Origin of the sequence: Bartonella sp. CB10SXKL (assembly GCF_042195515.1) — a bacterium.
In the GTDB taxonomy this organism is placed as follows: domain Bacteria; phylum Pseudomonadota; class Alphaproteobacteria; order Rhizobiales; family Rhizobiaceae; genus Bartonella.
On record NZ_JBHION010000005.1, the window covers coordinates 111,022 to 130,230 of the forward strand.

Annotated in this window: 13 protein-coding genes and 2 tRNA genes; 5 read left to right on the forward strand and 10 right to left on the reverse strand. The window is 37.0% G+C overall.

Annotated features, from left to right (window positions below; translation table 11 throughout):
• Position 1 precedes the first annotated feature (1 nt).
• The 5 genes from ACFIK3_RS04295 to ACFIK3_RS04315 form a co-directional block, all read right to left on the reverse strand.
• Positions 2–559 carry a hypothetical protein gene (locus ACFIK3_RS04295; protein WP_375630991.1) on the reverse strand — a complete coding sequence of 186 codons (558 nt, stop codon included), beginning with the start codon at positions 557–559 and terminating at the stop codon, positions 2–4.
• A complete protein-coding gene (locus tag ACFIK3_RS04300; RefSeq protein ID WP_375676305.1) occupies positions 547–1,344 on the reverse strand; it encodes a beta-hydroxyacyl-ACP dehydratase in 798 nt (265 codons plus the stop codon). Before ACFIK3_RS04300 ends, ACFIK3_RS04295 begins: the two co-directional genes overlap by 13 nt.
• On the reverse strand, positions 1,335–1,628 hold the full coding sequence (locus ACFIK3_RS04305; protein ID WP_375676306.1) for a hypothetical protein: 294 nt from the start codon (positions 1,626–1,628) through the stop codon (positions 1,335–1,337). The genes ACFIK3_RS04300 and ACFIK3_RS04305 overlap by 10 nt, the downstream gene beginning before the upstream one ends.
• A 195-nt stretch (positions 1,629–1,823) precedes the next feature.
• Positions 1,824–1,900: transfer RNA gene (locus ACFIK3_RS04310), tRNA-His, on the reverse strand.
• A 140-nt stretch (positions 1,901–2,040) separates the two neighbouring features.
• Entirely contained in the window at positions 2,041–3,123 is a 1,083-nt protein-coding gene (locus tag ACFIK3_RS04315; protein ID WP_375676307.1) for a quinone-dependent dihydroorotate dehydrogenase, read from the reverse strand.
• 1,206 nt (positions 3,124–4,329) lie between these two features.
• Between ACFIK3_RS04315 and mscL the strand changes: the two genes are divergently transcribed.
• Positions 4,330–4,737, forward strand: coding sequence for a large conductance mechanosensitive channel protein MscL (gene mscL / locus ACFIK3_RS04320; RefSeq protein WP_273790360.1), 408 nt, complete (start codon positions 4,330–4,332; stop codon positions 4,735–4,737).
• 18 nt (positions 4,738–4,755) lie between these two features.
• Here the strand turns inward: mscL and ACFIK3_RS04325 are convergent, their stop codons facing one another.
• Both ACFIK3_RS04325 and ACFIK3_RS04330 read right to left on the reverse strand, forming a co-directional pair.
• Positions 4,756–6,462: an ATP-binding protein gene (locus tag ACFIK3_RS04325; RefSeq protein ID WP_375630987.1), complete on the reverse strand. Its 1,707-nt coding sequence runs from the start codon at positions 6,460–6,462 to the stop codon at positions 4,756–4,758.
• 820 nt (positions 6,463–7,282) lie between these two features.
• Positions 7,283–9,856, reverse strand: a complete 2,574-nt coding sequence (locus tag ACFIK3_RS04330) for a DNA translocase FtsK (RefSeq protein WP_273790358.1) — start codon at positions 9,854–9,856, stop codon at positions 7,283–7,285.
• 460 nt (positions 9,857–10,316) lie between these two features.
• On the opposite strand from ACFIK3_RS04330, the gene ACFIK3_RS04335 reads away from it, so the two are divergent.
• From ACFIK3_RS04335 to rpoH, 3 genes are all read left to right on the forward strand, one after another.
• The gene (locus ACFIK3_RS04335; protein WP_375676308.1) at positions 10,317–11,747 is read left to right on the forward strand and encodes an aldehyde dehydrogenase family protein; all 1,431 of its coding nucleotides are present in this window, start codon (positions 10,317–10,319) and stop codon (positions 11,745–11,747) included.
• Positions 11,748–11,776: 29 nt separating this feature from the next.
• Positions 11,777–12,781 carry an RluA family pseudouridine synthase gene (locus tag ACFIK3_RS04340; RefSeq protein ID WP_273790356.1) on the forward strand — a complete coding sequence of 335 codons (1,005 nt, stop codon included), beginning with the start codon at positions 11,777–11,779 and terminating at the stop codon, positions 12,779–12,781.
• A 148-nt stretch (positions 12,782–12,929) separates the two neighbouring features.
• Complete coding sequence (gene rpoH, locus ACFIK3_RS04345; RefSeq protein ID WP_273790355.1) at positions 12,930–13,814, forward strand: RNA polymerase sigma factor RpoH; 885 nt, start codon at positions 12,930–12,932, stop codon at positions 13,812–13,814.
• 203 nt (positions 13,815–14,017) lie between these two features.
• On the opposite strand, the gene ACFIK3_RS04350 is transcribed toward rpoH, so the two are convergent.
• From ACFIK3_RS04350 to ACFIK3_RS04360, 3 genes are all read right to left on the reverse strand, one after another.
• Positions 14,018–15,439, reverse strand: coding sequence for a hypothetical protein (locus ACFIK3_RS04350; protein ID WP_375671223.1), 1,422 nt, complete (start codon positions 15,437–15,439; stop codon positions 14,018–14,020).
• A gap of 236 nt (positions 15,440–15,675) precedes the next feature.
• The gene (locus ACFIK3_RS04355; protein ID WP_273790353.1) at positions 15,676–16,965 is read right to left on the reverse strand and encodes an adenylosuccinate synthase; all 1,290 of its coding nucleotides are present in this window, start codon (positions 16,963–16,965) and stop codon (positions 15,676–15,678) included.
• Between the two features lie 384 nt (positions 16,966–17,349).
• On the reverse strand, positions 17,350–18,513 hold the full coding sequence (locus ACFIK3_RS04360; RefSeq protein WP_375630981.1) for a phosphoserine transaminase: 1,164 nt from the start codon (positions 18,511–18,513) through the stop codon (positions 17,350–17,352).
• A 397-nt stretch (positions 18,514–18,910) separates the two neighbouring features.
• Between ACFIK3_RS04360 and ACFIK3_RS04365 the strand changes: the two genes are divergently transcribed.
• Positions 18,911–18,986: transfer RNA gene (locus ACFIK3_RS04365), tRNA-Phe, on the forward strand.
• The last annotated feature ends 223 nt before the right edge of the window (positions 18,987–19,209 follow it).

Here is a 19,209-nt window from a genome sequence, read left to right on the forward strand (position 1 = left end):
ATTATGCTCCATGATGTTTGATGCGATAAAAATATTGCATGATGTTAGGAAGATATTTAGAAAAAAGAATACCAGTACAAATTAAACCCATAGTGACCAACCAAATCTGCGGGGTCCATGTAAAAAAAGCCACTAGAAGGCCATTGGCAAAAAAGATGATTACCCAAATCCATGTAATATATTTATTGATGAGATAAAATAGGATATGTTTGCGTTTTTCTTCAGAAACACCAGCACTGGCATAAAAAATGGTAAAGGGTTTCTTTACCAGCAAGCTAATCAATGAAACCAGAGCAAGTGACAGATAGCAAAAAACTGTGGGGTAGTTCAGTAAAAGTGTAGACCATCCAGCGAAATAATTAACAAACAGGACAATAACTGTCAGAATGTTAGTAATCATCACGGGTTCTCCCTGCCGGACAATTTTAATATTCACAGCAATAATGAACAATAAAATCACAGTTAAGATGAGAGAGCGTTCGACCAGAGTTAAAAAGTTTCCATTGATAACCCAGGAGTAAATACTCCACGGAATAAAAGAGATTATTATGTTAAACATGGCGCATCCTCCTTTTTATATTTGATAGAAAACTTACCGCAAGTGCTTCGTTTTTTAGTTTCCGTATGAATATAAAAAACGCCACCCGGTTCATACTCTGTATCCTGTTTAATGGTCAACTGATAGGTATCTCCCGGATAAACTGCTTCAATGAACTTTACCTTTTTCAGCGCAACAGATGCGATATTTTTCGCCCTACCCTGCGTGGACAAAGCCAGAACCATCTCAATCAATAGTGAACCAGGACATACGGCGCGGGAGGGGAAATGTTCCTCAAAAAGCGGGTGATGCGCATTAAAGGAAAAAGTACAAGAATCTCCGGTTACAGAGGAAATCTTACATAAATCGCCTAGTAATGGAAGAGCGGCTTTCTCAGAACACGAGCTAGGGAAGCAGACCTTACTGACAATGATGATTGCCTGCGCAATAACGGCCCTGCCATTGTCGCATGGGCTGGACTTACAGTGAATACGGCAGTCCTCATTAATGCGTTCAATATGTCCTTCAACGCGCAACCGATCGCTATCAAAATGGACGGTAGAGAAAAACTGTTCAACCATAACAGGGAGATAGCGATAAGTGAGATCCAAGTTTTTAGCCACCACGGTGGCGAATCGAACTGAAAACTGATGCAAGGCTTCGAGTAACAAGCCCTGCTTCAAATAGTTATGCGCTAAATCCCAGTGAGAAATATCGATTTGCCCGCAAGCACGCATCGGTGTGGTTAAGGTGATACTCTGACATATACCCAAGAAATTTGGCTCGGTGCGATGCTTTATAGCCATGATTGGGGGACCTTTTTATATTTTTCTCTTAAAGCCTTTGATGATAAACCGAAGGAATGAGAGCTAAACCGCGCTTGATAGTGCGCGAGAAGTATCGGCATACGACAAACGAAAAAAGCCAACAATCCCAGCTCAGGAGCAGCCCGATGTTTGCTCATGATGCTTGCAATTAGAAAATCGACATTGGGTTGCTGTCCTGTATTGTCCGAAATAGATCGCGCAAGCGAACTGAAGGGGCGCATAGGCGCCTGAAAGCGTAAAAAAAAGAAATCAAACCCAGACATCCCGTTGCATAATCGGATGACCAAACCCTAGCCAGGGTTTGTCTTTGCAATAATGCGTTACCGCCACCTCAAGATTCTCGATTTCAATCTCATGGAGGACACTAGAAAGTCGCATGGCAGCATATTTGCAGGCTCCTATATGCGCGAGACCAGTAGCACAAAATCCACCGATTAGTGCAGAAATGACGTCTCTCTTGGTACGGTTGGTGGGATTTGAACCTACGACCTCTGGTGCCACAAACCAGCGCTCTAACCAACTGAGCTACAACCGCATAAAAAGAAAATGTATCATAAATGTTCACGATTTCGTAAACATTTATTCTTACGCTTATGTGACATAAGGAAAATCAACAAAGTTTGCAAGCCCCTTTAAAAAAATCTCGCAATTTTTTGTGAAGAAAAAAGCGTTTTTTTACAAAGGAAATTTTGCCCAATGTTCAAGACTATGATCACGATAGCTTTTTATGTTATCAACTCCATCTTGTTGCATCATCTGCAAAATCTCTTGCAGAATAGTTATGACAAGATCTGGACCTTCATAAACCATCCCACTATATAATTGAATTAAATCTGCACCAGCTTTTACTTTTTCCAAAGCGGTTTGTGCGTCCTTTACACCGCCAACACCAATAATTGCAATCTCCTTCCCTAATTTTTGACGCATTTTTGCAAGCACAATAGTAGAACGCTCAAAAAGTGGACGTCCAGAAAGCCCACCCTGTTCATTACTGAAGTGACTATTGCTAAGCCCCTGGCGTGAAAGAGTTGTGTTAGAAACAATCAGTCCATTAAAATCAGAAAGTTTTATTTCTTCAGCAACATCATCTAATTCTTTCTCTGATAAATCGGGAGCAATTTTTAAAAAAATAGGAATGGGGAATCCATGCTTGTTCTCTTGCTCATTTCGCGCTTTCGAAACTGCACTCAACAAAAGATGCAAACTGTCACGGGCCTGTAAATCACGTAAACCTGGTGTATTAGGAGAAGAAATATTAACCGTAAAATAATCAGCAACATCATAAAAATGAACAATACCAACAGTATAATCATCAATCTTATCGACCGTATCCTTATTGGCTCCAATGTTGACTCCTATAACACCAGTTTTTTTACACGCACGCAATCTATTGTAAACAACTTGATGTCCGTCATTATTAAAGCCCATTCTATTAATAATCGCTTCATCTTCTTTTAAACGGAAAAGCCGTGGTTTAGGATTTCCAATCTGAGGCTTTGGTGTCACTGTCCCAATTTCAGTAAAACCAAATCCTAAACGAAAAATACCATCTACAACCTCTGCATTTTTATCAAACCCCGCTGCAAGACCAATAAAATTTTCAAACTCAAGACCAGCAACAGTTACACACAAACGTTTGTCGATAACCTTTTGACAACCATTTAATCCACTTTTCAGCCCGAGAATCGCTAAACCGTGTGCTTGCTCTGGATCCAACATAAATAAGGCAGAACGGCCAATACAACGAAAAAAACTCATTAATCCTTCTCCACAACATAAAAATGATCCATCGCACCTCACCTATATCTTTTAACACAAAAGATTTCCAATCAAAGAGAGCATATTATCCAAATAATATTCCCCTTCTAGAAGAAAAATCATCATATAATAGCCATACATGTTTATATTGATATATACTGTGTAAAGAACTTTTTATTCTTAAAAAATGTTTCTCTTTTTCGACATTTTTTAAAGATTAAAATATGAATCCTAATCTTATAAAATGCAGCATGAATTGAAACATCAATGGCTCTTTACCATAGTCATGGTTTTGTGGCATCTTATGCAGGCAAGCTCATAATTCTCTTAAATATGCATGCAAATGCCCTCTATTCCCAAAGTTCCTCTGTGTAATATTGTTTTCAACAGAAACAAAGCTTGTTCTATAAAGCTATTTTTTTCCTAGCATTTATAGGATACATGGTTCATAAAAACATCTAAATTCATACTATTGTTGCACCATTTATTAGCAACAGAATGTTCAATCAATTTGTACTCTATTGATAGAATTTTGAAGAATCTGCGTTGTTTCCTTTGCCATTTCTGATGCGTTAAATACAATTTTGCATCTATTAAGTGCTCTGTCTAACATATATTTTAAGTAATGACAGTTGATTGTTGAACTCACACCTATCATACCAACGACTTCCAAACCAAAATGATCTTGCAAACCCTAGAGCTCTGCTATTTATAAACTGATACAATCTTCCAGCAGATGAAATGTGTTTCTTACATCGGAATTATCTCCATTTTAGCTCATGCAACCCAGTACAAATAGCTTTTAGATAAGCCATAATGCCCTCCTAATTTCTATTATCGCTTACTAAATTAAGAGGAATTAAATTATAAGTTTTACTGTGGTATTGTGTAAAAATCTCTCTTTTTAATGTTAACATAAAAATCTTGAGGCAATTATATAAATTAAGCTACAGTTTTCTACTTTCTGTTGAAAAAGCAGATATAGTTTTTATTAAAAAAGCTTTTTTCTAGGAAAGGTTCTATGTAAATTCAAATAGAGCCCTAAAATCCAAATAGAACCCTAAAGCTCTTTATTAAACCTTATAAAGTCTTTGAAAATAATATTAATATTGTAATATAATCATAAAAACAAAATCTGCCCTTTCCTTTTTCATCAAAAGCGGTAAGTAAATTACCGTATATCACTTACATAAAGGGGAAAATGCAATGCTTAAAGAATTCAAAGAATTTGCCCTAAAAGGTAATATGATTGATCTTGCTATCGGTGTGATTATAGGGGGTGCTTTTGGTAGCTTGGTCAACTCAATTGTCAATGATATTTTTATGCCAATCATTGGATTGATTACAGGTGGAATTGATTTTTCTAATATGTTTATTCAACTTGCTGGCGAAAAACAAGCAACATTGAGTGCCGCCAAAGCAACTGGAGCAACCATTAGCTATGGACACTTTATTACTTTACTTATCAATTTTCTCATTATTGCTTGGGTGCTTTTTTTATTCGTTAAAGCTATGAACAAAATCCGTAGAAAAGAAGAAGAAAGCCCCCAAAAAACGTCTTCAGAAGAACAACTGTTAACAGAAATTAGAGATCTTTTGGCTAAGAAAAAATAATTTTATGCAAGATTTACATCATGGAACACGAGGAAAAAACATTTCCACAGTTGTTCCGTAATTGGGTTTGGAGAACAGTAAAAATTGTCCCCCTCTTTCTTCCACCATTGCTTTACACATTGGGAGCCCTAAACCTGTTCCCATAAAAGCGCTATCACCAGATCGGCCATCCTTGCGCTCTACTTGACCATAAGGTTGCAGTGCCTGTATAATCTCTTCTTCGTTCATCCCTATACCATTATCACTCACTGAAATTTTTACACGTTCTTTTCTATAAGAAACGTGAACAATAATCTGTCCACCCAAAGGTGTAAAACGAATAGCATTGGAAAGAAGATTCCATATAATCTGGCGAAACACTTGTTGTGATACAGGAATAAATGGAACATGAGGTGGAGCAACAATACGCATGATAATGCCGTTCTGATTGGCTTGTGTCTCAAGAAAAGCTATCGTCGCACGTAAACAAGATATCACATCAAATGTTTCAGAAATAAGGGAAGAATCAATCTGGTTATCGGAACCAGAATAATTTATCTTCGAGCACTCTAGTAATTGATTAATCAGCAATAATATATGTTTTCCAGAGGAAATAATATCGCGTAAATATCCATGATAGCGCTCATTTTCTATCGAACCAAAACGGCCTTCTCTCATAATTTCTGCAAAACCAATAAGAGCATTCAAAGGTGTTCGTATTTCATGAACAACTCCAACGATTTTATCCTCTTCTGCTTTTTTTTCTCCTGATGGAACTGTTTGTGTCCTATCACGCAACATAACAGCATAATTTCCTTGCTTTGCCAAAAATACAATCGTTATCAAAACGGTTATATTTTTATGATTTTTCGTCATTAAATCAGCTGTTTCTCTGCGATTTAAAACCTGATTTTTTCCCTCCATGCGGATTGATTTAAAATATTTTTCAACCAAAAGTCGGCTTTGAAAAGTAAATAATGAAGAGAGTGGCTGTCCTCGCAGTTCATTTATTTCATAACCCATTAATGCTAAGGCTGCCCTACTCGCTGATTGAATAAAGCCTTCTTCATCCAACCATAAAACACCATCTGTTGCTGTATCCAACAATGATAAAACTGCAGCGGGCTCTTTTACGAGAGCTTGTTCTATAGCATTTACCGGCAATGTTTGTGCATATGGTAACTGAATAGCTGTTTCTTCAACTAAATTTTCTTCTTTTACCGATGAATTCAATTCATCACGCAATTGCTCTGCAATTTCATGAAAAGCTGAGCGTTCTATCTCCGTAAGACATGGTATTTCTGTTGCTAGCTTTTCATTTCTTTTTTCTTGGACTTTTTTTTGTATTTTTAAAACACCAAAGCCACGAAACCCTTTAAGCTGCTTTGTAACATCAAAAATTGGCAAAGCCGACAATTCAACATCAAGCCATTGTAAGCAACCATCAACAGGCCATTGAACAATCTCTTTACTCCAAGGCATAGCCGCTTCAATAAAACGACTGAGAACCAGATATCGATCATCATTAAATTGATGAGCAAGTTCATGAAAACTACACCCTAAAATAGAGGAAGAGAGAGGACCAACAACTTCAGCTAGCTCTTTTGAGACTTCACAAAACAAACCATTGTGATCGATTTCCCACGTAAAAGGCCGTGGCAAAAGCTCTGGTGTAAAACGAAAAGCTTCTTGCTGAGATTTTAATTCATTTGTATTTAACTTTAACTCATCTGCTTTTAATGGCATAACTAAAACTAAAAAGTGTTGGATTTACTCTCAAATGAATAATGCTAATTTGTTTACAATTATCTGTTCTGGTTAAAATAACTTGATATCTCATATAAATTGTCTGTAGCAAAATTTTGACTGTTTCATCAACAAAACAAGAATAAAAAGAAGCTTCCAGCTCTTGTTGCTTATTCACCCATTATGTAATAAATCTTGTTACAATAATGGTAACATCTCCCTCGCATAAATAGTACTCAAAAAGAATACACTTATTTTACACATTCATGCGCCTTTTTTGAAAAGATATCGCCCAAGATCCCCAAGCTTATTTTACGACGTCATCTGTAAATGGTGTAATGTAAAAGTCCCTATAGAGGATATCAAGGCATTGTGCATTACCATTTTTATACTTATAAAAGAGCTGGTTAGCACCATCATTATACTAATTTCAGCCCCTAATGTTACCAATAGTTCTTGGCATTTGAAGGCATTCATACAAAGATCTTTCTTTCATTAGAATCGCTACAAAAGAAAAAATATACCACCGCACTATTTTATTAAAAATTTTCTCTGTAAAAAAGAGAACACAAATTATCTTTCTTCATATAAAGATTTGTTTAATTTCTTTATATTCCAGATCATTTAGAAATGTTAAAATATCTCATAATCTCCTTTGATATCAGCTTGTTTACCTCATCAGAAGTCTTAATACAAAAGATCGCTTTTGCTTTATTACTCTCCATTTAAATTTTTAATATTATATAAAAAAATAAAACAAGCACATTTAAATAATAACTGTCAGATATTTAAAAAATTGCATATTTTTAAATGCGTTTGTTTATTTTCCTTCATTGAGTAAAATTTCACGTTTTCCAACATGATTAGCGGCTCCAACAATGCCTTTTTCTTCCATCCGCTCGACGAGAGAAGCTGCTTTATTATAGCCGATTGAAAGTCGGCGCTGAATATAAGATGTTGAACATTTTTTATCACGCATAACAATTTTTACAGCTTGGTTATAAAGTTCCTCACCCTCTTCATCAAAATTTTCTTCCTCAGAAATTTCAGCCGCTGAATCAGCAGAAGTATCCTCTTTGTTATCGTCTTCATTATCCGTTACCGTTGCCAAATAATCAGGTTTTCCTTGCATTTTAAGATGTGCAACGATGGATTCAACTTCTTCATCTGAGACAAAAGGTCCATGAACGCGCACAATGCGTCCACCACCAGCCATATGAAGCATATCCCCTTGACCTAAAAGCGTTTCAGCACCTTGTTCACCCAAGATCGTACGACTATCAATTTTTGACGTTACTTGAAAAGAAATGCGGGTAGGAAAGTTTGCTTTAATTGTACCGGTGATAACATCAACAGAAGGACGTTGCGTTGCCATAATAAGATGAATACCTGCCGCACGCGCCATTTGCGCTAAGCGCTGAATGGCATTCTCTATCTCTTTCCCTGCCACCATCATAAGATCAGCCATCTCATCAACAATCACAACAATATAAGGAAGCTGCGTGAGATCCATGGCTTCTTCATGATAAAGCATTTCCCCTGTTTCCTTATCAAAACCCGACTGAACAGTACACATGATCGTTTCGCCTTTTTGAGCTGCAAGTGCAACGCGTGCATTAAAACCATCAATATTACGCACACCCAACTTAGCCATTTTGCGATAACGCTCTTCCATTTCACGAACCGCCCATTTTAAAGCTGTTACTGCTTTTTTGGGATCTGTGACAACGGGTGTTAAAAGATGTGGAATGCCATCATAAACAGAAAGCTCTAACATTTTAGGATCAACCATGATCAAACGACACTGCTTTGGTGTCATACGATAAAGAATCGACAAAATCATTGTATTAATTGCAACAGACTTGCCTGATCCTGTTGTTCCTGCAACCAATAAATGAGGCATTTTTGCTAATTCTGCAATGACCGGTTCACCATTAATCCCCTTCCCCAAAGCAAGAGCAAGTTTAAATTCACTTTCACGAAAAGAACGTGTTTGGATTAATTCCCGTAAATAAACGGTTTCACGAACCGCATTGGGTAACTCAATCCCGATAACATTACGTCCAGGAATTACAGCAACGCGTGTAGAAATAGCAGACATAGAACGCGCAATATCATCAGAAAGATTAATAACGCGCGATGACTTTACGCCCGCGGCGGGTTCAAATTCATACATTGTTACCACTGGCCCTGGATGAACATGGATAACTTCACCCTTAATGCCAAAATCTTCCAAAACACTTTCCAAAAGTCCAGCACCACGTTCTAATGTTTCTTGAGGAATCATCGTACCTTCATGAAAAACAGGTTCCTGTAATAAGTTGATCGGAGGAAATTCATAAACATCACAGTCAATAGATTGAATATTTTGCATAAAAGCAGAATCATAATTACCTAATGGCATACGAGTAGATTGCAATGTTTTAGTTTTACTGTTTGCTTGCATCACAGAAAAATCTTTTGAATTCTTTGTGACGGCTTTGTTTATACAATCAACAGTATTATTGGCGACAGTATTATTGCTATTTTCAGTCTCTATACTCGCCCCTGCATCGCTTAACGCCCCTGTATTACTTAACGTATGAGCAGAATCTTCAACAGAAAGCTTAGAATGACTCTCTTTAGTAGTATCATTATTTGTATGCATTAAATCAGAAATTTTCTCAACGCCTCGCATCCTTTCCGCTGGAGATTCTGATGTAATTGAATCATAGAGTTGTGGAAAGCGGTATTCAAGAACACGATAAAGAGCCGTTATTGACTCATCAAAGGCTGTGGGAATATCCGGTGTAATTTCATTTGTCGTATCAATTGATATTCCATCCTCTTTTGACGTTTGAGTCTCCACATGTTCAAATATCAAAGATTCACACTCAAAAAATGCATCATCGGAAAGATGCAAAGCAGGTTTTATTTTTTGTAGCACATTTTCCACTTGTAATTTACGTTCTTGTTCATCCTCCTCAAGTGGAATATTTGCTGACGGCATATGAATAGCTTGTCGTGACAACTGCTTCAGAACCGTTGAATGACAAACTGATGTTTTATTCTCTATTGATTGAGGATTAATGACTTTTTTTGTCGAAAGAATATTGGTTGTTTTCTTGTTACAACGTACAATATCTGTATCTGTAATTTTTTTTTGATCTTGCTTCGTAAAAATTTTAAACTGTTTTGCAAAAACTGGATCTGTTTCTATACGACGACGCAAAATCTCAACTTCTGGGGTTCTCGTGAAACGGACGTTTTTTCCGAGGGCAAATGCCTTTTTCCACACTTCCGGATAAGGAAATATCTCAGTAATCTTAACAGATAAATCTTCTCTTGATGCACCTTCCGTACTATCATCAGAAAAAGAAGACGTAGAAATAGATTTTGTTTTCGAATTATGCATGGCACCCAACAAATTTATAGCAATGAGAAAAATAACCTTTTCAAAAAGAATTCGTAGAAACTATCATACGAAGGTTAATAACCTTTTGCTGATGGTTACTTTTTAATGAAAAAAATAATGCCATAATACATATTCATAATCTGCCTTTTGCATATTTACGATATAAATTGCTCAGTTTATGGTGTCATAGAGCTCGTATTTCATTTGTTTTGAAGAAAACTTCATGATAAAAAAGCTTCAAGAAAATTGTCTATGCCTCTCTTTCTCTCCCTTTGCATAAGAGAAACTAGTCTCAATAATACAATGAGCATTGCTCTATTGAATTCTCCATGCTCAATTATCACGATATAATCTAATTTCTCGCGTTTTTATAAGATTACCCTTGTTATCCTCGTTTAAAAAGGCTTAGACTAAGACAATCATAATTACATAAATACAAATAGAAAAAAGGGAGTGAATTATGTTTAATAAACGGAAATTTTATATCAATGGTCTATGGGATGAGCCAAGCATTCCTCACGATTTTGACGTCATTAATCCATCAACAGAGGAGGCTTGTGCTGTCATTAGCCTTGGAAGTACAAAAGATGCCGATAAAGCAATTAATGCGGCTAAAGAAGCGTTTCAAAAATGGAAAACAACGTCACAAAATGAGCGTCTTGGATTTGTTGAAAAAATTCTAGAGATCTACGAAAAACGTTCCAAAGACATGGCAAAAACCATTTCAATGGAAATGGGAGCACCGATTGATATGGCGCTTAATGCGCAAACTGCAACCGGAAGTTCCCATATTCGCAATTTTATCGAAGCTTATAAAGAGTTTTCGTTCCAAGAAACTTTAATAAAGGGAAATGAGCAAGCAATCCTTCACTACGATCCTATCGGCGTCGTAGGATTAATTACGCCATGGAATTGGCCCATGAATCAAGTAACTCTTAAAGTTATTCCTGCTCTCTTGGCTGGCTGTACCATGGTGTTAAAGCCCTCTGAAATTGCGCCTCTTTCTGCTATGCTTTTTGCTGAATTTTTAGATGAAGCCGCACTTCCAGCCGGTGTTTTTAATTTAATCAATGGTGATGGTGCGACTGTCGGCTCTTACCTCTCTGCACATCCAGATTTAGAAATGATCAGCTTTACTGGTTCAACTAGAGCAGGAAAAGATATTTCTAAAAATGCCAGCGCTACTTTAAAAAGAGTCTGTCTGGAACTTGGTGGAAAAGGAGCGAATATTATCTTTGCTGATGCCGACTCAGATGCTATTCAACGTGGTGCACGACATTGCTTTTATAATAGTGGACAAAGTTGTAATGCACCGACTCGTATGCTTGTGGAACAGAGCATCTATGACAAAGCCATAAAAATAGCCAAAGATATTGCAGAAACAACAAAAGTAGGACCAAACTGCCAAGAAGGAAATCATATTGGACCTGTCGTTTCAAAAAAACAATATGATAAAATTCAAGATCTTATCCAATCTGGAATTGATGAAGGTGCAACTCTTGTTGCAGGCGGGACTGGTTTACCAAAAGGAATGGAACGCGGTTATTATGTCCGTCCAACAGTCTTTGCTGATGTAAAACCTCATATGCGTATTTTTAAAGAAGAAATCTTTGGTCCAGTTCTCTCGATTCTTTCTTTTAGTACAGAAGAAGAAGCCGTCGCTTTAGCGAATGAGACTGAGTATGGTCTTACAAACTATATTCAATCGCAAGATCGCAACAAATGTCGTCGTATTGCGGCACAAGTACGCTCTGGTATGGTAGAAGTTAATGGACATGGATTACCCAGTGGAAGCTACTTTGGAGGTGTAAAATTTTCTGGGCGCGCTCGTGAAGGAGGACATTGGGGAATTAAAGAATTTCTCGATAGTAAAGCAATTTCGTACTGGTAAAATCTTATTAAAAACTTAATAGGAATCGTATGGTAATACAGAAAATAACGGATGAAGGTGCTCTTGGGCAACGTCTTGATCAGTGGCTCGCAAAACAATATCATGATGTGCTCTCGCGTTCGCGTTTGCAAACCCTCATCCGTGAAGGCTGTCTTAAAATTGATGGTCAATTCATAAAGGAACCAAAAACAAAATTAAAACCTAACCAAATAATTGAATTGGAAATGCCTGACCTTCGTGATGCAGAACCTAGCGCTGAAGCCATTGCATTGGACATTCTTTTTGAAGATGATCATGTCATTGTTATTAACAAACCAGCTGGTCTTGTTGTTCATCCTGGGAATGGCAATTGGACCGGTACATTGGTTAATGCCCTTATTTACCACTGTGGGAATAGTTTATCTGGTATAGGTGGTGTTAAACGCCCTGGCATTGTCCATCGTCTTGATAAAAATACAAGCGGTGTTATGGTTGTTGCAAAAAATGATCTAGCTCATAAAAGTCTCAGTGCTCAATTTTCTGATCATGGACGTACCTGCGCATTAGATCGACGCTACCATGCCTTGATTTGGGGAACACCTCAGCGCAATGTCTGGACAATTGATGCATCACTTGGCCGTTCGCCCCATAACCGGACAAAGCAAGCTGTCATCCATAACCAAAACCCTTATGCTCGTCATGCTGTTACACATGTTTCTCTGCTTGAAAAATATGGCTCTCATGCAGACTCAACATCTTTTGCTAGCCTTCTGGAATGTCGCTTGGAAACTGGACGCACCCATCAAATCCGTGTTCATATGACTCATATTGGGCATCCACTCATAGGCGATACAGTTTATGGAAACGCTTTTAAAACAAAATCAAACACATTCAACCCCACTATTAGAAATGCAATCGATCAATTCAACCGACATGCACTCCATGCTGCAAGTCTTACTTTTGAACATCCTTCTACCGGTAAAGTTATGTCGTTTTCCGCACCACTGCCTCAAGATATGGCTAAACTTATTAAACTTTTTAAAAAAATGAATTGAAACTTTTCCCCTTCTCAAGATTTCACAATAAAATATCTTTTTTTGAACAAAATTGAAAAATATGCTAGAGTGAGGTTATGAGGATAGTTAGCTATCTAAAACATAGAATTTGCCTTATCAGGGAATTCAAACAAAAGGAGGGTGCTATATGGCCCATATGAATTTATTATCAGTAATGACAGGTGATGGTGGTTTAAACCGTTACTTGGAAGAAGTGCGTCGTTTTCCAATGCTTGAGCCAAAAGAAGAATATATGTTAGCTCAGCGTTACCGTGAGCATAATGATCTAAAAGCTGCGCATAGGCTAGTAACCAGCCATTTGCGTCTCGTAGCTAAAATCGCGATGGGATATCGGGGCTACGGACTTCCCATTGGGGAAGTCATTTCAGAAGGCAATGTTGGACTCATGCAAGCTGTTAAACGTTTCGAACCAGAGCGGGGTTTTCGTCTTGCAACCTATGCAATATGGTGGATTAAAGCGTCAATCCAAGAATATGTATTGCGCTCTTGGAGTTTGGTGAAAATGGGGACAACAGCTAATCAAAAGCGTTTGTTTTTCAACCTTCGTAAGTTAAAAAGTAAACTTCAAGCACTTGATAGTGGCGATCTCAATGCAGAACAAGTGAAAAAAATTGCAATCCAGTTGAATGTCACAGAAGATGAAGTTGTATCAATGAATCGTAGGCTTGGTGGTGATACTTCACTCAACGCACCAATTCGAACAAAAGAAGGGGAAAACAGTGAGTTGCAAGATTGGTTGGTGGATGAATCTAACGATCAAGAACAAATTTTAATTGAAAAAAGTGAATTAGAAAATCGCCGTTCCATGCTCATAAATGCCATGGACAATCTCAATGAACGCGAAAAGCGTATATTTAAAGCGCGTCGTTTAAACGATGTACCACTAACCCTAGAAGAACTCTCTGGCGAATTTAATATTAGTCGAGAACGAGTAAGACAAATTGAAATGCGTGCATTTGAAAAAGTGCAAAACTCTATCAAAGATTCTACTTTATCTCAAAGTCAAGTATAAAACCTAGAGTTAAGTATAAAGCCAATGGTTTGCACATTCTTTAAATGTGAAAATGAAAAAAAGCATGCCTTGGCTTTATACTTGTAAATTAGCCTATCGAATTCTTTAAGTTATTGATATGTAAAGCTTTATTGAATATATTTGGTATATAATTGATAAAGACGGTCGTAGAAAATTCTTCACAGCCGTTTATTTTTTTGCATCTATGTTTTATTTTTTTGACCAAGAACTGTTAACTTATCTTGTTGTGCAAGCCATTGTCCAATAACTTCATTAAAAATAGACTTACCTGTTGGTCCTTTTGCAAAGGTTAATTCACTTATACGCCCGTTTTTATCCGTTAACACCAAACGCATCCAATCTAATTCTCGCATCAATTGTAAATTTCGATCAAGAAATGGATGATTACCACTCAATGCGACAAGAAAAAAGTCATCGTTAATCTTTGCAGCAATGGTTCTTGTTAAAGCCTGTCCAATGGATTGTTCACTTGCTTTAAAGGTTAATGCTTGAACATTGCTTATAGCTTTACCTGAAAATTTATCAGAAAGAATAAAAACAAGGTCCATAATATATGCAGCAGGAAATGACTGATCGGTATTACGACGTAAAATTAACCGTAATGATACCCCTTCATCAGGAATTGTTATATCACCTTGTATAGTTGTTTCTTCTGGAGCCCCCTTCACTTGAGATTCTTTTATAAGCGTCCAGCGAGCACTTCCCGTTGCTATCTTTTCTGCATCATAATTTGTACGTGCTTGATAGAAAACAGCTTCACCTGATTTTTCAAGCGATTGCAAATTGCTATCAACAACTGTTGAGAGTACTTCTTCATCCGAAGAATCTATCGCTTGTTTTAAACCAACATCAATTTCACTTCCATCCTCTAATAAGCGTTGTGTTAACTTTCTCTTAATTGGAAATGCCTTTGGTACTCTGTGAGAAGCTTGAAGATTTTCTTCTAAAAACTGATGATCATTTGATACAAATACACGCTCACCAACAAAAAAAATACCAACAATTAAAACAACAAAACTAACAACAGAAACAGCACTTATTACAATACGCCTTTGCACTAACGATTTATTAGCACGACGTAAAGCCTGAGAAAAAATGTGCGAAACAATATGCGGATTATCTTCCTGCGAAGGAGAAATCTTTAACACACTGCTATTAACATGCTGAGAAGGCACATCAGCCTCCATATTAACAGGCTCTGCATCTGGTATATCTGATACACAAAGCTCATCAAATACCTTGTTATCCTTTGAACGCGTAACAAAATCCTGTTTTCTTTTTATATTTACCTCTGAAAATTCATTATTCTTTGGTAATATAGTTTTTTTTGTATATTTCTTATCTTCATTTATATTTGTGGGATTCCACCCAATAACTGAAGAAAGCCGCTTCTTTTCAACTGCTAAATATTCTCCTTCAACAGTTGCAATAGAACTTTGAAGAATCTTTCTCTGTTCATCCGCTATTGCTTGTGGTATTTTTGCTGTTAAAAATTGATGTTCTAGTGTTTCGGTAGCACGCCTATAAATCCGCTTACGCACTTGTGGTGTAATATTATTTTGTGCATTAATTGTCTTTTTTAAGATTCCAACGAAATCTACCATTTCCTCTATAATCTCTCTTAAACTGAGAAAAAATCAATAGTAAAGCCAAAAAACTTTATTTTAGCCTTCTAAATTGATTGCCATTTAATATTGGTACAACTATCGCAACAATGTAAAATGAATATGAAAAATAAACAATGCTATTTTGCACCTTTCTCTTACGTACTCTTAAAAACTTTTTTGTAAAAAGAGACAAAAACGCACAGAGAACATATATAGAAATCTAAAAATAATAATCAATTAACAAAGGGATCCGTAATAAGAATAGTATCTTCACGCTCTGGACTTGTGGATAATAAAGCCACTTTTGTATTAATCAGTTCTTCAATATAGCGTATATATTTAATAGCCTGCACTGGTAAATCTTCCCACCTCAATGCATGTGCTGTTTCTTCCTTCCAACCTTCTAATGTTGCATAAACAGGCTTCACCCGATCCTGAGCTCCCATGGAAGAAGGTAAATAATCAATTCTTTTACCATCAAGCTCATAACCAATACAAATTTTTATTTCATCCAAACCATCTAAAACATCAAGTTTTGTCAATGCTATACCTTGAACACCGCAAATTGTTACCATCTGACGTACTAAGACAGCATCAAACCAACCACATCGACGCTTTCGACCCGTTACAACACCAAATTCATGTCCACGCACTCCCAGAAATTCACCAATATCATTTATCTGCTCTGTCGGGAACGGCCCTTCTCCAACGCGTGTAGTATAAGCTTTTGCAATACCCAAAACATAATGAATTGCATCAGGTCCCATCCCCGAACCTGTACATGCTTGCCCAGCAACTGTATTAGATGACGTTACATAAGGATAAGTTCCAAAATCATTATCTAATAAAGCACCTTGCGCACCTTCAAAAAGAATGTGTTTCCCTCCTCGATAACCTTCATCTAAAAGACGCCACGTACAATCCATAAAGGGCAAAATTTTATCCGCAACTTGCATCAATTCATCATAAAGTGCTCGAGAATCAATCTCTGCAACACCCATCCCACGACGCAAAGCATTATGATGCCTCAAAAGCCGCTCAATCTTAGCCATAAGTGTATCTTTTTCTGCTAAATCCATCACTCGGATAGCACGACGTCCCACCTTATCTTCATAAGCCGGTCCAATACCACGCTTTGTTGTACCAATTTTTAAACCAGATAAACCGCTTTCTCGAATTGCATCAAGATCACGATGCAAAGAAAGAATCAAAGGAGCATTTTCAGCAATACGCAAAATTTCTGGTGTGATTTTTACACCCTGATCACATAGTTTTTTTACTTCTGCAACAAAATGATGAGGGTCAACAACAACACCATTGCCTATAATTGATAACTTGCCACGCACTAAACCAGACGGTAAAAGTGATAATTTATAACTGACTCCATCAACAACCAATGTGTGGCCAGCATTATGCCCCCCCTGATACCTCACCACGATATCTGCTCGCTCAGATAACCAATCTACAATTTTACCTTTGCCTTCATCACCCCATTGTGTACCGACAACAACTACATTGGCCATAACTTTCTCCGTCGTGTTTGGTTAAAAAAACCAGCATTCAAAAACAAACACTTCTTTATAACGAAACCTTAGAGCAAGTGCGACTCCTCATTTCAGATTTTTCTCAATCTTCAAGTGATTAAATTTTCAAATTTATGATAATAAAGATAAGCAAATACCAAAATATTTTAAATCTGTTATTTTTGCTACAACAAAGTAAAAAAAATAGAGATTTTAATTTGTGCGTATCCAACACCTGACAGAGCATTCATTCTCTCTCTTAATCTTTTACAATTCACGTAATATTTAGATGCTGTCTGTCTGATACAAGAATACGAAAGATCATCATAATCTTTCGTATCCTTTTTTGTTTAAAAATACGTTGTGAAAATCACCAGTAATTATTTAAAGCTGTGCTTTTTCAACTTGGAACGCCCACTCAAGCCATTGTGTCAAAATTTCAAGATCGGAAGCCTCAATTGTTATACCCGCCCAAATTCTAAGCCCAGGAGGAGCATCGCGATACGAACCGATATCATAAGCAACCCCTTCCTCATCAAGACGTTTCACAACCGCTTTTATAAAAGATACTCGCTTTTCCGTATCCAAAGCAGTAATCACTGGATCCACAATATCTAAACAAATAGCGGTGTTAGAACGCACTTCAGGATCTTTTGCCAAATATTCTAACCATGGCGTTTTGCGAACAAAAGCATCAAGTACAGAAAAGTTTTTCTCAACCCGTGCTCTTAATGCCGCTGCACCTCCTAGAGACTTTGCCCACTTCAACCCATCAAGAAAATCCTCAACACAAAGCATAGAAGGTGTGTTGATGATCTTTCCTTTAAAAATATCTTCGTTCAATTTTCCATTTTTTGTCATATAGAAAAGTTGAGGCATAGGCCAAGCTGGAACATGATTCTCAAGCCTCTCAACAGCACGAGGACTTAAAATCACCATACCATGTGCAGCCTCACCTCCCAAAACTTTCTGCCATGAAAAAGTAACAACATCTAATTTTGAAAAATCAAGATATTGCGCAAAAGCTGCAGATGTTGCATCACAAATGGTCAACCCAGCCCGCTTATGCGGAATGAAATCCGCATTAGGAATACGCACACCAGAAGTTGTCCCATTCCATGTAAAAACAACATCCCGATCAAAGTCAAGTTGTGTTAAATCTGGTATTTCACCATAAGGAGCTTCAAAACGACGCACATCAGAAAGCTTTAATTGCTCGACAACATCTTTATTCCACCCAAATCCAAAACTTTCCCACGCCGCCATATCAATGCCACGCTCACCTAATAGAGACCATAGAGCAGCCTCAACAGCACCGGTATCTGAACCGGGCATAATTCCTATACGATGATCAGAAGGAACCTCAAGAATCTCACGGGTTAAATTAACAACTTCAGCAAGTTTTAATTCTGCTTCTCTAGATCTATGTGAACGCCCAACTAATGCATTTTTAAGAACATCAAGAGTCCAACCAGGCCGTTTACTACAAGGACCTGAAGAAAAATTAGTGTTATTGGGACGACTACTTGGTTTTTGTAACATTATCATTATTTCTCCCCTTTTAGATGTTTTTTTCTTTATAAAGAAAAACAAATTATTATAAAGACTAATCAACAATCTTTGTAGAAAAAGTCAAAAATGTTGTCTATTATTTCGTATGCTTAAAATTCACGGAAACTTTATAAAAAAATCTTTCTTAATCATGCTTCTCGATTGATTCTTTTAATTTTTTTCGTATCACCACCACGATAAGACAGCATTCTAATAACAATACACTAAAGTGTCCAATATACCTATCAAATTTATTTTATGATAAAGATTCATTGATAACGCTCTAGAATAGGGAGATAAACTTATTAAAAAATCAATTATTTTTCTTTTGATGACTGGACAGAGAAAATTTTAATGTTATAACCGCAAACGCTTTATGTTTTTTATGAAGCATGCCCAGATAGCTCAGTTGGTAGAGCAGCGGACTGAAAATCCGCGTGTCCGTGGTTCGAATCCGCGTCTGGGCACCACACTCTTCTTTGTTGTATGTAACCTATTTTTTTATTGACTTTTAAGTTAATGATGCCTGAGTAAAGTTAAGGGAATAGGGTTTCTAACATTTGTCTATAAAGCACGCTTCACACAATAACAATATATTGATTTATAATGATAATTTACTGTTTTGTATATTGAATTAGACCCCCGAATAACGTAAGATTCTTTCATTTCAAATCTGTTTATCTTGAATCAACT

Bases quoted from the DNA above. Each gene is read 5' to 3' on its own strand.
- ACFIK3_RS04295 (WP_375630991.1), bottom strand. From the start codon at position 559: ATGTTTAACATAATAATCTCTTTTATTCCGTGGAGTATTTACTCCTGG.
- ACFIK3_RS04300 (WP_375676305.1), bottom strand. From the start codon at position 1,344: ATGGCTATAAAGCATCGCACCGAGCCAAATTTCTTGGGTATATGTCAG.
- ACFIK3_RS04305 (WP_375676306.1), bottom strand. From the start codon at position 1,628: ATGTCTGGGTTTGATTTCTTTTTTTTACGCTTTCAGGCGCCTATGCGC.
- ACFIK3_RS04315 (WP_375676307.1), bottom strand. From the start codon at position 3,123: ATGAGTTTTTTTCGTTGTATTGGCCGTTCTGCCTTATTTATGTTGGAT.
- mscL (WP_273790360.1), top strand. From the start codon at position 4,330: ATGCTTAAAGAATTCAAAGAATTTGCCCTAAAAGGTAATATGATTGAT.
- ACFIK3_RS04325 (WP_375630987.1), bottom strand. From the start codon at position 6,462: ATGCCATTAAAAGCAGATGAGTTAAAGTTAAATACAAATGAATTAAAA.
- ACFIK3_RS04330 (WP_273790358.1), bottom strand. From the start codon at position 9,856: ATGCATAATTCGAAAACAAAATCTATTTCTACGTCTTCTTTTTCTGAT.
- ACFIK3_RS04335 (WP_375676308.1), top strand. From the start codon at position 10,317: ATGTTTAATAAACGGAAATTTTATATCAATGGTCTATGGGATGAGCCA.
- ACFIK3_RS04340 (WP_273790356.1), top strand. From the start codon at position 11,777: ATGGTAATACAGAAAATAACGGATGAAGGTGCTCTTGGGCAACGTCTT.
- rpoH (WP_273790355.1), top strand. From the start codon at position 12,930: ATGGCCCATATGAATTTATTATCAGTAATGACAGGTGATGGTGGTTTA.
- ACFIK3_RS04350 (WP_375671223.1), bottom strand. From the start codon at position 15,439: ATGGTAGATTTCGTTGGAATCTTAAAAAAGACAATTAATGCACAAAAT.
- ACFIK3_RS04355 (WP_273790353.1), bottom strand. From the start codon at position 16,965: ATGGCCAATGTAGTTGTTGTCGGTACACAATGGGGTGATGAAGGCAAA.
- ACFIK3_RS04360 (WP_375630981.1), bottom strand. From the start codon at position 18,513: ATGATAATGTTACAAAAACCAAGTAGTCGTCCCAATAACACTAATTTT.